Origin of the sequence: uncultured Tateyamaria sp., from assembly GCF_947503705.1 — a bacterium.
Lineage (GTDB): Bacteria > Pseudomonadota > Alphaproteobacteria > Rhodobacterales > Rhodobacteraceae > Tateyamaria.
The window spans coordinates 298,017-313,116 of the sequence record NZ_CANNES010000004.1 but is presented as its reverse complement, the minus strand read 5'-3'; the positions used below and the strand labels follow the sequence as shown (position 1 = coordinate 313,116).

General features: G+C 58.8%; 15 protein-coding genes. 11 read left to right on the top strand and 4 right to left on the bottom strand.

From position 1 onward, the window contains the following. Nucleotides 1-5: 5 nt before the first annotated feature. The 10 genes from Q1A44_RS12260 (at nt 6) to Q1A44_RS12215 (ending at nt 9,120) form a co-directional block, all read left to right on the top strand. Nucleotides 6-464, top strand: a complete 459-nt coding sequence (locus tag Q1A44_RS12260) for an OsmC family protein (protein ID WP_299625142.1) — start codon at nt 6-8, stop codon at nt 462-464. Nucleotides 465-509: 45 nt separating this feature from the next. Next, the gene (locus Q1A44_RS12255) at nt 510-1,583 is read left to right on the top strand and encodes a C4-dicarboxylate TRAP transporter substrate-binding protein (protein WP_299625139.1); all 1,074 of its coding nucleotides are present in this window, start codon (nt 510-512) and stop codon (nt 1,581-1,583) included. A 31-nt stretch (nt 1,584-1,614) separates the two neighbouring features. Continuing rightward, the gene (locus Q1A44_RS12250; protein WP_299625136.1) at nt 1,615-2,166 is read left to right on the top strand and encodes a TRAP transporter small permease subunit; all 552 of its coding nucleotides are present in this window, start codon (nt 1,615-1,617) and stop codon (nt 2,164-2,166) included. Next, nucleotides 2,163-3,467, top strand: coding sequence for a TRAP transporter large permease subunit (locus Q1A44_RS12245; RefSeq protein ID WP_299625133.1), 1,305 nt, complete (start codon nt 2,163-2,165; stop codon nt 3,465-3,467). The genes Q1A44_RS12250 and Q1A44_RS12245 overlap by 4 nt, the downstream gene beginning before the upstream one ends. Before the next feature lie 11 nt (nt 3,468-3,478). After that, nucleotides 3,479-4,348, top strand: coding sequence for a dioxygenase (locus Q1A44_RS12240; RefSeq protein ID WP_299625130.1), 870 nt, complete (start codon nt 3,479-3,481; stop codon nt 4,346-4,348). Between the two features lie 166 nt (nt 4,349-4,514). Then, on the top strand, nt 4,515-5,732 hold the full coding sequence (locus Q1A44_RS12235) for an FAD-binding oxidoreductase (RefSeq protein WP_299625127.1): 1,218 nt from the start codon (nt 4,515-4,517) through the stop codon (nt 5,730-5,732). A 17-nt stretch (nt 5,733-5,749) separates the two neighbouring features. Then, on the top strand, nt 5,750-6,580 hold the full coding sequence (locus Q1A44_RS12230) for an NAD(P)-dependent oxidoreductase (protein WP_299625125.1): 831 nt from the start codon (nt 5,750-5,752) through the stop codon (nt 6,578-6,580). Nucleotides 6,581-6,583: 3 nt separating this feature from the next. Beyond that, nucleotides 6,584-7,558, top strand: coding sequence for a membrane dipeptidase (locus tag Q1A44_RS12225; protein WP_299625123.1), 975 nt, complete (start codon nt 6,584-6,586; stop codon nt 7,556-7,558). A gap of 76 nt (nt 7,559-7,634) precedes the next feature. Further along, nucleotides 7,635-8,579 (top strand): NAD(P)-dependent oxidoreductase, encoded by a 945-nt coding sequence (locus Q1A44_RS12220; RefSeq protein WP_299625120.1) that lies wholly within the window; start codon nt 7,635-7,637, stop codon nt 8,577-8,579. Nucleotides 8,580-8,619: 40 nt separating this feature from the next. Beyond that, on the top strand, nt 8,620-9,120 hold the full coding sequence (locus Q1A44_RS12215) for a hypothetical protein (RefSeq protein ID WP_299625117.1): 501 nt from the start codon (nt 8,620-8,622) through the stop codon (nt 9,118-9,120). Here the strand turns inward: Q1A44_RS12215 and Q1A44_RS12210 are convergent, their stop codons facing one another. The 3 genes from Q1A44_RS12210 to Q1A44_RS12200 are packed head-to-tail and all read right to left on the bottom strand — an operon-like array spanning nt 9,121 to nt 11,617. Further along, entirely contained in the window at nt 9,121-9,675 is a 555-nt protein-coding gene (locus Q1A44_RS12210; protein WP_299625114.1) for a hypothetical protein, read from the bottom strand. Then, nucleotides 9,675-10,211 carry a TadE family protein gene (locus Q1A44_RS12205; protein ID WP_299625111.1) on the bottom strand — a complete coding sequence of 179 codons (537 nt, stop codon included), beginning with the start codon at nt 10,209-10,211 and terminating at the stop codon, nt 9,675-9,677. The genes Q1A44_RS12210 and Q1A44_RS12205 overlap by 1 nt, the downstream gene beginning before the upstream one ends. Then, nucleotides 10,208-11,617, bottom strand: a complete 1,410-nt coding sequence (locus Q1A44_RS12200; protein ID WP_299625108.1) for a TadE/TadG family type IV pilus assembly protein — start codon at nt 11,615-11,617, stop codon at nt 10,208-10,210. The genes Q1A44_RS12205 and Q1A44_RS12200 overlap by 4 nt, the downstream gene beginning before the upstream one ends. A gap of 301 nt (nt 11,618-11,918) precedes the next feature. Between Q1A44_RS12200 and Q1A44_RS12195 the strand changes: the two genes are divergently transcribed. Beyond that, nucleotides 11,919-13,349 (top strand): Glu/Leu/Phe/Val dehydrogenase, encoded by a 1,431-nt coding sequence (locus Q1A44_RS12195; protein ID WP_299625105.1) that lies wholly within the window; start codon nt 11,919-11,921, stop codon nt 13,347-13,349. 33 nt (nt 13,350-13,382) lie between these two features. Here the strand turns inward: Q1A44_RS12195 and Q1A44_RS12190 are convergent, their stop codons facing one another. Further along, nucleotides 13,383-15,083, bottom strand: a complete 1,701-nt coding sequence (locus tag Q1A44_RS12190) for an adenylate/guanylate cyclase domain-containing protein (protein WP_299625102.1) — start codon at nt 15,081-15,083, stop codon at nt 13,383-13,385. Nucleotides 15,084-15,100 lie beyond the last annotated feature (17 nt).

The window sequence follows — 15,100 nt, the reverse complement described above, 5'->3', positions numbered from 1 at the left end:
CCCGTATGGCCGTGAAAATGAAAACTGTCGTGACCTACCGTGCTAAGGCGCAGTGCCCGACCCATGCCCGCACCGAAATCCCGGTTCGTGACCTGAACGTGGTTATTGATGAACCGATCGAGCGCGGCGGCACCAATCTGGGCCCGTCCCCGACCGAGGCGGCGATGACCGCGTTGATCGCGTGCACCAATGTCATCGGCCACAAGAACGCGCACCGGTTGGGCATAGACCTTGGCATGGTCACCATTGATGCGGACTGCAAATTTGACCGGCGCGGTGTTCTCATGGAGGAGGAGATCGACCTGCCGTTTCCTGCGATCACCTTGACTGTGCATTGCGACACGGCCGCCACCCAAGACGACCTGACCCGTGTGGGGGTCGAGACCGCAAAGTATTGCGCGATTGCCAAGCTGTTTGAAGCGGCAGGCACGGACCTGACCGTCAATTGGGTCAAGACCAACTGAAATAAGCAAAAAGGCCTGAAGGCCTGAATTTTCTGGGAGGAAAACATGAAAAACTGGACCACAAAGACCCTGATGGGTGCCGCCCTTGCGACAGCGATGGCGTTGCCTGCCGCAGCCCAGCAAACCGTGTCCGCCGTTGTGATCGACGGCTATCCGGACCGTGCGCTGTGGGTCAAGGAATTCACTAACTTCTTTATCCCCGAGGTCGACAAACGTTTGGCCGAGGCGGGCGAATACAAGATGAGCTGGCAGGAAAACTATGGTGGCTCAATCGTCAAGCCAAAGGGCGTGCTGGAAGGCGTGCAGTTGGGCCTGGGCGATATTGGCATTGTCACCACGATTTTTCATTCCTCGAAACTGCCCAGCCAGGGCATTTCCGGCTCGACTCCTTTTGTGGCCTCTGACGCACGCGCCGTTGCCAAGGCGGTGGACGAGATTGCCCGCGAATTTCCGGCGATGAACAATGAATTTGCCGCCCAAAACCAGGTCTATCTGGCCACAGGCGTTGTGCTGGACACCTATCAGTTGTTTTGCACCCAAGAAGTGTCGTCAATTACCGACCTTGAGGGCAAGAAGATTGCCGGTGCGGGTCTGAACCTGCGCTATCTTGAGGGGATCAAGGATGCGGCTGGCGTGCGCGGCGGTCTGACCGATTTCTACAACATGCTGCAAACCGGTCTGGTGGATTGCGGGATGCTCTGGCCCGAGGCGGCCAAGACATTCAAGATTGCCGAAGTGGCCCCCTATATGCTTAAGGCTGATCTGGGCGCTGTGAACTCCAAGACCATCACCGTGAATGCCGACTACTGGGCAGGCCTGCCTGATCCTGTCAAAGAGGTTCTGCAAGAGGTGGCAATTGCCTATCGCGACCACGTTGCGGGCATCGCCATGGACCGGGCTGCGGCATCACGCGACGCCTATGTCGCTGATGGGGGCACCATCGTCGAAGTCTCTGCCGAAGACCGGGCCGCATGGGCCAATGCCATGCCAAACATCGCACAGGAATGGGCCGCCAACCTGAACGACCGGGGCGAGGCCGGGACCGAGATGCTCTCTGCCTATTTGGGCAAGCTGGAAGCCGCCGGGTACACCGGTGTGCGCGACTGGACAGCCGAATAATCGGCAGGGCGACCTTGGAAAGGGCCACATCATGCTAAAGTCCGCTGTGGCTGGCCTCTCTGCGGTCGCCAATACCCTGGCCATTGCCGCCAACGCCCTTGGCACCCTTGTTGTGCTGGCGTTGGTGGTGGTCCTGAATGTAGATGTGATCGCGCGCGGCTTTTTCTCTGCGCCGATCAAGGGCACTTACGAAATGGTGCAGTTTTCGGTCGTTATGATCGTTTTTCTCCAACTGGCTGATGTGGTCCGGGTCGACCGGCTGACGCGCTCGGATGGGTTCTTGAACCTGATGCACCACCGTCGCCCGGGGCTGACGGCCAACCTACGGCGCATCATCAACGCGCTTTCAGCAATTTTCATGGGGCTCATTGCCTACATCACTTTTCCCGAGTTCCTCAAGATGTGGGCCACGAACGACTTTTTCGGGGTGCCGGGCCTTTTCACGCTGCCCTGGTGGCCGGTCAAGTTGGTGATCAGTGTGGGCACGACGCTGGCCTGTGTGATCTTTGCGATCAAGGTCATCACCGCGCAAGATCGCCCGCAACTGATCCGCGCACCCGAACATGATGAGCCGTCCAGATGACCCCCATTGAGATCGGCCTTATCTCGGTCGTTGCCATCGTCTTTCTGATCTATTCGGGCGTCTATATTCCGATTGCGTTGGGCATGGTGTCCTTTGTTTCGATCTGGCTGATGCGCGACAACTTCACACTGGCTCTGAACCTGCTCAAGGTGGCCGTCGGCGACAGCGCGATGGAGTATAGTTTCGCCACCATTCCGCTTTTTACCTTTATGGGGTTAATCGTCTCAAAGGCGGGGTTGGGCCGCGACATCTATGAGGTCATGACCATGCGCTTTCGCAAGGTCAAAGGCGGGATTGGTATGGCCACGGTCGGGGCCAACGCGGTCTTTGCCGCCGTGACGGGATCATCCATCGCCTCGGCTTCGGTCTTTACCAAGGTCTCTGTCCCGCAGATGATGGCGCAAGAATACACCCCCCGCTTTGCCGTGGGCGTTGTTGCGGGCAGTTCGGTACTGGGCATGATCATCCCGCCCTCTGCCATGCTGATCATCTATTCCTTTGTGGCCGAGCAATCTGTGGGCGACATGTTTTTGGCGGGTGTCATTCCCGGCATTCTGCTGGCCATCGCCTATGTGGGGGCCATCTGGTTCATGGGCCGCTTTACCCCCAATTTCGTCGGCGGGCGCGTGGTCGAAGACACCGAGTGGATGACGGGCCGCGAGATTGCGTCCAAGACCCTGCCGACGCTCGGCCTGATCACCATTGTGTTGGGCGGCATCTATACCGGTTGGTTGACGGCGGTGGAGGCGGGGGCCGCCGGGTCGCTGGTGGCCTTGATCATCGCCCTTGTGCGTCGGTCGATGTCTGCAAAAGGGTTTTGGGATGCGTTGCTGGAGACTGGACATATCACGGCGGCGATCCTTTTTCTGATCACCGCCGCCTCGATCTACAGCCGGATGCTGGGCCTAGCGGGCCTGCCCAACCAGTTGCAAGACCTGCTGGCGGGCAATGCGGCGTCCTTCTGGACGATCATGCTGCTCTATGTCTTGCTCATGCTGTTTCTGGGCACGCTGCTGGATACGGCCTCGATCATCTTGATCGTCGTGCCGCTGTTTTTGCCGCTGGCCGAGGCGCTGGACATGTCGTTGATCTGGTTCGGGATCATCACCGTTGTGGGGGCCGAGATCGGGTTGCTGACGCCGCCTTTGGGCATATCCTGTTTCGTCATCAAATCGACGATCAACGACGACCGCATCTCTCTCAAGGACGTGTTCATGGGCGCGTTGCCCTTTGCCTTTGTGATGCTGATCGTGCTCTTTATCCTGATCGAGTTCCCGATCCTCAGCCTTGCCCTCATCTAAGGAGACCTGACATGCGCACCGTGACCAAGGACAATATCACCGACGTGTTCATGGCCTATCTGGCAGAGGACACAGACCCGCGGATGCGCGAGGTCATGGGGGCCATGGTCAAACACCTGCATGACTTTGCCCGCGAGGTGAACCTGACCCATGAGGAATGGCGCACGGGCATCGCCTTTCTTGAAGGATGCGCCGCCGTTGAAACCCCGGACCGCCATGAATTTGTGCTGGCCTCTGATGTGCTGGGCCTGTCATCGCTGGTCGATATGCTGCATTCCAGCGCAGAGGCGACAAGTTCGTCCGTTCTAGGCCCGTTCCATGTTTCTGGCGCACCAGCGTTGGAGGTCGGCGGGGACATGAAGCGGCACTATGGCGGCCCGCTTTTGTTGGCGGAAGGCACCATTCGCGACACCGATGGCAACCCGATTGCGGGGGCCGAGTTGGACATCTGGCAGACCGCTCACAACGGGCTCTACGCGAGCCAGGACGAAGAACAGGACACCTATTCCTTCCACGGGCTGATGACGGTTGGGGAGGATGGCCGCTATGCCTTTACGACGGTGAAGCCGGTGGAATACACTGTGCCCTCGGATGGGCCAGTGGGTGACATTCTGCGGGCTTGCGGGCGGCATCCATGGCGGCCCTCGCACCTGCATTACATCATCAAAGCGCCGGGTTTTAAAACGCTTGTTACCGAAATTTTCCCTGACGATGATCCCTATCTGGATCACGACACCGTCTTTGGCGTGCGGGACGATCTGGTGATGACCTATGTCGAGAAACCAGGCTCGGACTTTCCGGACGGTATGGCGATCTCTGGTCAGGTGAGCGATCCGTTTCTGCATGTCGAATTTGACGTTGTGCTCGCCTGCGCGGACTGAGCAACGCGCCAAACGGTAGCGTATGCATCCGTCCAGTTGAACCTAGTGCTATCTGAAATCTGGGTCTGGCGCCCGCGTGGCCTTTGTACCAATGTGCCGGACGAGCGACCTGTGTCTGATCCCGCGTCGCGCGTGCTTTCATGGCGCAATGACCAAGAGGTAGAGAATGGCAGCAACCGCCCAAACCCCGACCAAAACGCAATACGATGTTGTCATCGTGGGTGGTGCAATCATGGGCGCGTCGACTGCGTGGTTCCTGACGGATAACGCTGATTTTGACGGCTCGGTCCTCGTTGTGGAAAAGGACATGACTTATGAGGCGTGTTCCACCGCGCACACCAATAGCTGCATGCGCCAGCAATTTTCGACCGAGCTGAACGTACGGATCAGTCAGTTTGCTGCTGATTTCGTGAAAAACATCCGAACCTATATGGGTGGCGATGAACGCGTGCCCGAACTTGGGATCCGCAACTTTGGCTACATGTACCTTGCCGACAGCGAGGCGTTTGCCAACACGCTGCGCGACAGCGCCGTGGTGCAACATGCAGCGGGCGCCGCAACCCAGCTGATGACGCCGGATCAGATCAAGGCGGCCTATCCTTTCTACAATGTCGATGACATTGTCCTGGGGTCCATAAACACGGTGGATGAGGGCTATTGGGACGGGGCCGCCGTGTTTGACTGGTGGCGGCGTCAATCGCGCGAACGCGGCGTGGAGTATGTGCAGAACGAAGTGGTTGCCATGACGCGCAACGCTGCCGGGACCCGCTTGGAAAGCGTGACACTGGCAAGCGGTGAGGTCATCGCCTGTGGCCAGGTCGTCAACGCCTCGGGCCCGCGCGCGGCGCGCACCGCCCGGATGGCGGGTATTGAGGTGCCGGTGGAGCCGCGTAAACGCTTTTCCTGGATATTCTCCGCAGAAACCCCGCTTGAGGTCGATCTGCCGCTGACCATTGATCCATCGGGCGTGCATGTCCGCGAAAACGGCGGCGGTACCTATCAATGTGGCGGCCACAGCGACATTGACCCGGCGGTGGCCTATGACGACTTCAACATGGATCACAGCCTTTGGGAAAGCCATGTCTGGCCGATCCTTGCCACCCGTATTCCGCAGTTTGAGGCGATCAAAGTCACCCATGAATGGGCTGGGCACTATGCGATGAACACCTTTGACCACAACGCGATCATGGGGCCGCATCCGGAGGTCGAAAACTTCATCTTCCTCAACGGATTCTCGGGTCATGGGCTGCAACAATCGCCCGCCATGGGGCGTGGCACCGCCGAATGGCTGACCTATGGCACTTACCGTGCCCTGGACCTCAGCCCCTTCAACTACGCGCGCGTCATTCAGGACCGCCCCATCATCGAAAAAGCCGTCATCTAAGACGGAGAGGAGACGACATGAAGAAACTGGTTCTGACAGGGGCGGCGGGTAATCTGGGCTCGCATCTGCGCGCCCCGCTGGCCGCGATGTGCGACGAATTGCTGTCTACGGACATTGCCGAAAGCGTAGGCGACCTGGCCGCGAACGAGACCTATGTGCAGGCTGATGTGGCCGACATGGCCGCCGTCAAACCCCTGCTGGAGGGGGCCGACATGGTTGTCCATTTCGGCGCCATCGTGGACGAAAAACCGTTTGAGGAATTGCTGGGCCCGAATTTTGTCGGGGCCTATAACATCTGGGAGGCTGCGCATCAGCACGGTGTGCGCCGTGTCGTCTATGCCTCGTCCATCCATGCGGTGGGCATGTACCCCAAGAATGAGGCCATCGGCATCGACGTGCCCCATCGCCCTGACACCTTCTATGGGCTGGCCAAATGCTTTGCCGAAGATCTGGGCCGGATGTATTGGGAAAAGAGGGGGCTTGAGGCCGTCTGCCTGCGCATCCTGTCTTGCGCGCCGGTCACCAATCCCCGCGCGGTGGGCAGCTGGCTGAGCTATGATGACATGATCCAACTGGTGGAGAAGTCGATCACCACGCCCATCACCGGCTTTTCCGTCGTCTACGGTGTGTCCGACAATGACCGCGCGCCGGTGGACAACACAGCGGCCCGGCATCTGGGCTATCGACCCAAGGACAATGCCGAGCAGTTCGCGGAAGAGATTTACGCCAAGTTCGACCCGCTTGATCCGCAAAACCCGTCGGATTTCCGCCACGGTGGCCCTTTCGCCGGCATCCCGCTGGGTGCGAGTGCGATGGGCCTGTTCCACTTTGACGAAAAAGACGACTGATCCATGCGCATCGACAATCTTCAGTATTGCAATTGGTCGGAAAAGATCTTTCGCCAGATGCGCGAGGGCGGCGTGGACGCGGTGCACGTCACCATCTCGTATCACGAAAACTTTCGCGAAACGGTGCTGAACTTTGAGCAGTGGAACCGTTGGTTTGAACAGTTTCCCGATCTGATCATGAAGGGGCAGTGGGCCAGCGACGTAGACACAGCACGCGCTACGGGCCGCACCGCGATCTTTTTCGGCTTTCAGAACCCCAGCCCCATCGAGGACGACATCGGCCTGGTCGAGATCGTGCACACTCTTGGGGCGCGCTTCATGCAGCTGACCTATAACAACCAATCCCTGTTGGCGACGGGCTGTTACGAGGCCGAAGACCCGGGCATCACCCGCATGGGCAAACAGGTGATCAAAGAGATGAACCGCGTGGGGCTTGTCGTGGACATGAGCCATTCGGCGGACCGGTCGACCATCGAGGCGGCGGAGCTGTCGACACGCCCTATCGCCATCACCCATGCGAACCCGCATGTCTGGCAACCGGCATTGCGCAACAAGAAAGACGATGTGATCCGAGCGGTGACCGAGAATGGCGGCATGTTCGGCTTTTCCCTTTATCCCCATCATCTCAAGGGCAAGTCTAACTGCACGTTGCAGGACTTTTGCGAGATGATTGCGCGCACAGCGGACCGCTTTGGGGTCGCGCATTTGGGACTGGGATCGGACCTTTGCCAGGACCAGCCCGACAGCATCGTGGAGTGGATGCGCGTGGGCCGTTGGAGCAAAGAGATCGACTATGGCGAAGGCTCCGCTGCCGCCCCCGGCTTTCCGCCGATGCCCCAATGGTTCCGGGACAACCGCGACTTTGGCAACATCGAACAGGGCTTGAGCGATGTGGGTATGAGCAAAGACGAAGTGGCAGGCATCATGGGCGGCAACTGGTATCGGTTCTATGCCGAGAATTTCACGCCGCACGCGTGAGACGATGTCGCAAACGAGACGGACAGAACCCACTGTGCCGTTTCCCTTACCTCAAAACGACAAGGAACGTGGCGCAATGAAAATTGGATTTATCGGCCTGGGTAATGTGGGCGGCAAACTGTCTGGCAGCCTGCTGCGCAATGGCCACGACGTGGCGGTGCATGATCTGAACGCAGAGTTTGTGGCCGAAAAGGTCGCGGCAGGCGCGCGAGATGGCGAAAGCCCTGCTGCTTTGATGCAGTCTTGCGATGCCGTGATCACGTGCCTACCCAGCCCCGCGGCCTCGGCAGCGGTCTTGGCCGAGATGTTGCCCCATGTCGGCCCCGGCAAGATCTGGATGGAGATGTCGACGACGGATGAAGCTGAGATTAAACGCATCGGGGCACAGGTGATCGAAGCGGGTGGGGCGGCTGTCGACTGTCCTGTTTCCGGCGGCTGTCACCGGGCCGATACCGGCAATATCAGCATCTTTGCAGGCTGCGACCGCGACACGTTTGAACGTATCCTGCCCTTGCTGACGACGATGGGGCGACGGGTTCTGCACACGGGCGATTTGGGCTCGGCCTCTGTCCTCAAGGTGATCACCAACTATTTGGCGACCGCGAATCTGGTGAGCGTCGCCGAGGCTCTGACCGTCGCCAAAGGGGCGGGCATGGACCTTGGCGTGGCCTATGAGGCGATGGCGATCAGTTCTGGCACCTCCTTTGTGCATGAGACCGAAGGCCAGGTGATTCTGAATGGCAGTCGGGATATTTCGTTCACAATGGACCTGGTGGCCAAGGATATTGGTCTGTTTCAGGACGTGGCTGACCGGGCGGGCGTGCCGCTTGAGCTGAACCCCTTGCTGATCAACATCTTTCAGGACGGGATCGAACGTTTCGGCCCGCGCGAGTTGTCGCCCAATGTGATCAAACGGCTTGAAGAGGCGACGGGTCTCGACGTTACCGCGCCCGGGTTTCCCGCCGAGATGACAGATGATGAGCCCGAAGAAGTCGGCGCGGAAGTCATTGTGCGGCGCTAGGCCCTTGTGAGTGGACATGGTGCGCGCTACGAGCGGTGCCATGTCAAATGCTTTGAACCCCGACACCGAAATTCTGGCCGTTGTCCAAGCGTCGATGGGCCGTCGCATCCTTGGGCTTGGGTCGCTCTACCTTTTAGCCTTGATGGTGATTTACGTGGCCGTCGTGCAGCCACCCGACATTGGCTGGCAGGTCTTCCTGTTTGTCTTGGGCGGTGGGTCGATCTGGATTGCGGAAATGATGCGCAAGGCCACCGCGCTCAGCCTTGAGCTGACCAATTCTGAGCTGCGCGACAGCGAAGGTACCGTTCTTGCTCAGGTCGAAGATATCATGTCTCTGGATCGGGGCGTTTTTGCGTTCAAACCGTCCAACGGGTTTTTGCTTCGCCTGTCTAAGTCCGAAGGGCGCACCTGGCGCCCGGGCCTATGGTGGCGGTTGGGCAACCGGATCGGGGTGGGGGGGATGACGCCCGGACCCCAAACGAAGTTCATGGCGGAGATGATCGCCGCGATGATTGCGCAGCGCGACGACCCTCAAGACTGATTATTCGTTCGACCACAACACGCGGGGTGCGTAACGCGGCCGGGTGAAGACGAAGTTGTGAATTTCGTGATCCGACAGCCCTGTGTTGAATGGTGTCTCGTATTTCACAAATGTCTCGACAACGACCACACGTTCGTTGTGGGGCATCACGGGCAGATCATCCTTGAGCGCTTTGACGGCATTGTTTGTCAGCGCAGGCTGCCAGCCTTTTTTCCTAGACCAATCGCGTTTGTACTGCTTCTTGTTCGCGTCGTATTTCACGCTTGTTACCCGGATGGCCACGTCGTTCTTGCGGTTGGCTGTCAGGTAGGCCAGCAATTCGCGCGAGCCATTGAGGTATGCGCTGTCGATTGGCGTCGTCTCGCGCGAAATGATGTCGCCGATGGTATAGGCCGCCTTCTGGTTCAGCGAATGCTGCCGGTAGGCATCAAAAATCGCGAACATGGTCAGATAGATCCAAAAGATGATCGGGATGATCAGGATCGTTTCGACCGCGATGCTGCCGCGATCCTCGTCGCGAAAACGGCGCAGAATGTTTTTGATATGGGGCATCATCAGCTTGGCTCCTGCACAAAGCCCGACAGCGACACCATTTTGGACCGGCCGGAGCCGTCTTTGGTGAAGGAATAGCCAAGGCCGGACGTCGGAAAGACAGGTTTGAACATGTAGCAGGCCCGCACCAGCATCAGCTCGTGTTCGCCGCCATGCACGAACGAGCGTGAGGGCGTCACAGGTTGGGACACGTCCGCACAATCCGCTGCACCGTCAAAACCCGCAAAGGCACGCGGATTGATCGGGTTCAGCTCAAGCTTGAGCGCGCTGTCGCAATCATCCAGGAAATGCGAATACTCGCAGATCATGACCTTGATGTCGTTGTGGCTGTAATTTGCGCCGGTGTTCAGACGCACGTTGCGGATGGCCATGTCGAGCCCCCGGTCGAGAAACACCTGGCGCAGGGTATAGATTCCCATCTCGACAGACGTCATGAACAGGGTAAAGATCAGCGGGATCGCCAGGGCAAATTCCACCAGCATCTGGCCGTTTTCATCACGCCGGAACCGGCGCAGGAATGTTGTGGCTTTGCGTATCATTGGGTCAGCCTCAATTGGTTGATTTGCTTGGCGATGGCCTCGAAGGCCTCGGTAATCTCGATGCCTTCCACCCGGAAGAAGTGGCTGGGCGACGAGGCGCAGTCTTCCATGATCCCGGCGGAATAGTTGGTCACCTCGAAGCCGATGGACCAGACCACGATGCCTTCGTCCTTGGCGGCGTCACAGATGTTGGACAACATGTTGTCGGCCTGACTGGAGGTGTATTTGGTATAGCGCCAGTTGCTCCAGCTGCCCACGTTGTGGTTGTTGAGGTACCAATAGAGCGGGTATTTGGCCCAGTGCGCGTATTCGCTCGCGCTGTTGTAGTACCAATCCTGGATCCGCGTCGTGTTCACGTTTTCGCCGTCTGTCATCAACAGCAGTGTCTTGATGGTTTCCACATCGTCATAGGCGACGGGACGGTCCGAAAAGGCGCTGTCGATCTTTTTGTCCAGCGAAAGCTGTTGTGTGATCGGGCGGAACGAGGGGTCAAGCAGTGCGACGCCCCATTTCATCCCGATATGGATCGAGGTGTTGGCCCGCGCACGGTAGTCGTCGATCCGCGACTTCAGGATATTCTTATCCTGGCTGAAGGGCAGGATGCGTTCGTAATCCTGTTGGGGGCAACCCGGGTTGCTGATCGGGTTGCTGTACCAGTACCCTTCTTCAAAATGCTGCATCTGTTCATAGACTCGCGCAAAACTGATCGTTGCCGTGTCGAAATCTTCTTCGATGAAGTCGATGCAATGCGAAAAGTTATGCCGGTGATCGGTGTTCAGCTCGTTGTAGATATTGGGCCCGGCATTCACCTGCGCGGTGTAGGGGATTAACGACACCGAGATCAGATCGTCGGTTTCGTCCTGAATGACGGTATCCACAAACGTTTTCGCGGCGTCCTGCAGGTTGTCCATCTTGCTGTTGCGCCCCATGGAGCCGGAAATATCCAGCACCAGCGAAATCTCTACGTTTTGCACACGTTCTTCGGCTTGTCCGCGGGCCGGGACGGGCAGGTCATCGACCCCCATCAACCGCATGAACCGCGTGGGCGTTGTACCGTCAGCGACAGCCGTCACAGTGCGAAAGTTCAGGCCCTCGTCCACATGGACCGATGTTAGGAATTCGGAAAGGTCCGCCTTGTCGAAATAGTCCCGGACCACCGCTTCGGGATCAAGGGTCTGGTCAAGGTCCGCGGCGGCCAACACTGCGCGGTCGATGGTCGCCTGGACTGACGTCCGCTCCATCTCGTTGCGCATGATGTCGACGCCGATGCCGCAGACGAGGATCATCATCATGATCATCGAGACGGCAAAGATCGTCATCGTCCCTGCCTCGTCACGTGCAAACCGCGCGCTGCGGCGGCGCAAACCGGGCAGTGTGATCAGTTTCGATGTCCATTTCCCAGGCATGATGTACCCTATTTCTCTAACGGTGTTGCAGGCGGGATCGCCTTTTCGTCCGATTGTTTGTGTGGCGGGGGAATGTGTTCGAAATCAGGCGAAACAGGGAATTGTGTGTGGTTTTACGCACGGCTTGTGTCCAATCCCACGAACGCCTGCGTACTGTTTACCTTTTGTTAATGATTCCGAGACTTGCACTGTGAAGTTTTCAAACCGCCCAAAAAATTCGCATCTTTTGGGTGATCCGTCATAGGCTGCTAATGCGCACCACCCTGCAAGGTGAGTCGCAGCCGTCAAAGGAGAGACCTGAATGAGCACCCCGACCGAGCCGAGCTTTCGTGAAAGCGTCGACATGATGTTCAACCGCGCCGTGGCGCTGATGGACCTGCCGCCCGGTCTTGAGGAGAAGATCCGCGTATGCAACGCAACCTATACGGTGCGCTTTGGGGTCCGCCTGCGGGGCGGGATGCAGACATTCACCGGTTACCGATCCGTTCATTCGGAACATATGGAACCGGTCAAGGGCGGCATCCGCTTTTCCCTGGGCGTAAACCAGGACGAGGTCGAGGCGCTGGCCGCGCTGATGACCTACAAGTGTTCGCTGGTCGAGGCGCCCTTTGGCGGCTCCAAGGGGGGCCTTTGCATTGATCCGCGTGAATATGATGATCACGAGCTTGAGTTGATCACTCGCCGCTTTGCCTATGAACTGATCAAGCGCGATATGATCAACCCCGCGCAAAACGTCCCCGCCCCCGATATGGGTACGGGCGAGCGTGAGATGGCCTGGATCGCTGACCAGTACAAACGCATGAACACGACCGACATCAATGGCGTGGCCTGTGTCACGGGTAAGCCCACGAATGCGGGCGGTATCCAGGGTCGGACCGAGGCCACAGGCCGTGGCGTGCAATACGGGCTTCAGGAGTTTTTCCGCGACAGCCGTGGGCTTCAGAAGGCCGGGATGACGGGAACCCTGGATGGTAAAACCGTTGTGGTGCAGGGCCTTGGCAACGTGGGCTATCACGCGGCCAAATTCCTGAGCGAGGAGGACGGTTGCAAGATCGTGGGCATCATCGAACGGGATGGCGCGCTGACGGATGAGAATGGCCTGAATGTCGAGGCAGTGCGCAGTTGGATTGCCAGCCACGGCGGGGTCAGAGGATATCCTGATGGTACCTATGTCGAGGACGGTGCCGCCGTGCTCGAGACGGATTGCGACATACTTGTCCCTGCGGCCCTGGAAGGGGTGATCAACCTGAGCAACGCCGACCGGATCAAGGCGCCGCTGATCATGGAGGCCGCCAATGGCCCCGTGACCGCAGGTGCGGACAACATCCTGCGCGAGAAAGGCACAGTGATCATTCCCGACATGTATGCGAATGCGGGCGGTGTGACGGTGTCATATTTTGAATGGGTCAAGAACCTCAGCCACATCCGCTTTGGCCGGATGCAGCGCCGCCAGGAAGAGGCGCGCCACCAACTGGTCGTGGACGAGCTGGAACGCCTCAGCCATCATCTGGGCGACAAGTGGAGCATGACCCCCGACTTCAAGGAAAAGTATCTGCGCGGTGCGGGTGAATTGGAATTGGTCCGCTCGGGCCTCGATGACACGATGCGCGCGGCCTATCAGGCGATGGCTGCGGTCTGGCATGAACGTGATGACGTGGATGATCTGCGCACGGCGGCCTATTTGGTGGCCATCGAAAAGGTTGCCGCGAGCTACCGCGCCAAGGGGCTTTGAAGCGCTAAGATGGGGCCGGGCATGCGTCCGGCCCTATTCCAATGGCATGCCAGCCTTGCGCATGCCCGCCAGCAAACGTTTGCCGCCCTCCGAGCCGCCGTAATTGTTGGTCTTTTTCCAGGTCTGGATTGTCCGCGTCGGCTCCATCGTCAGATAGTGTGCCATGGTGGCTTGGGCTTCGTCTATGCGGCCGAGATGCGCGAGCGCTGCGCTTTTGACACTGAAATAGGTGGGATAACTGTCGGACAGCAAAAGCCCTTTTTCGACATACCCCAAGGCGTCTTTGTCGTGGCCCAGCTGTACGCAGGCTGTCGCGGCCCCACCCAAAGACGCCACATAGAATGGGCCAAGGCGGCCAAATTCCAGCGATTTTTGAAAGCAGTCAAAAGCGTCGTTTGTTTGTCCTGACCACAGGTTTGCCCAGCCGCAATAGCTCAGGATACGTGCGTCAAATGGGGCAAGCCGCAAGGCGTGCTCCACTGCGTGTTTCAGCGGAATCGAACGCTGATCCTGAGTATAGGTCGCAATGGCGATGCCCAGGGTCAACATGGCATGACCGGACGCCAACGGGCGGGCGGCCTCGATCCATTCGGGGACTTTGTCCAGATAGGGTGTCATCTTTGGATTGCTGGTCATCGTCCGTGCGGCCATCAACACGATCAGCCCTTCGGCATACGGATCCGGAAAATCCGGCTTGGCCCGAATTGCGCGGTCATGAAAGCTGGCCGAGCGCACAAAAGACGCGAGCGAAAAGTCCCGCCAGGTCATGATGCCCATCAACATGCACTGCTCTGCCGTCAGCTCGTCGTCTGGAATGGACATGATCCGCGCCGTTTCCGCCTCAAGGATCATGCCGATCGCGTGATCGGCAATCTCGGCCACGACGGTGTCTTGCCAATCGAAGGCCTCGTCCAGCGTGCTGTCGGATTTGTGGGTCCAGATTGTGGCCCCACCGGGGCCATGCAGCCGCGTTTCCAACCGCAAGCGTTCGCCCCGCGCGCGCAAGACCGGGCGCAAGTGATAGCCGTCGGCGCGATCCGTGCTGGAAATGCGTGTGTTCAACCAGTTGATGCTGCTAAAGTAAGTACCCAGGTCCGCCGTAAGCCCGTCAGCGGTGTCTTGCAATTCGGCGCGCGTGTCGCTGGTTGCAGTGGGCTGGATGTTCAGGTTTGGCAGACTGGACGACGCATGCGTCTGCGTGAGACCCGTCGGGCTGCCTGAATGATTGGCTGCGCGCACCCAGGTGACCACGGGCCGCGCGATGTTCTTGAGGGTCTGGCTGCCTGCCGGGCTGAACGAGGGCGACAAAGTGCCGTCCAAACTGGAATAGACACCGTCAGAGATCAAAACGCCGCCTTCCGGTGCCAGCGCTTCAAGCCGGGCGGCGATGTTGATACCGTCACCATAGATGTCATCGTCGCTGCGGGTCACGTCGCCGATATGGATGCCCATGCGCAGGCGCATCACTGGATGACCTTTCAGTTGATCTTGCACCTGCATTGCGGCGCTCACGGCCTCGACCGCGCTGGCAAACTCGACAAGCCACCCGTCGCCCATGCTTTTGACCACCTGGCCATTGCAATCAGCAAAGATCGGGCCGAACACCGCGGCCCGCAGGTCACGCAAGGACGCCAGCGTTGCCGCCTCATCCTCGCCGATCATCCGGGAATAGCCGACGACATCCACAGCCAGAATGGCAGAGAGTTTCCGAGAGGTTTGAAGGGGCGCGGTCATCCCGCAAACCTATGGAG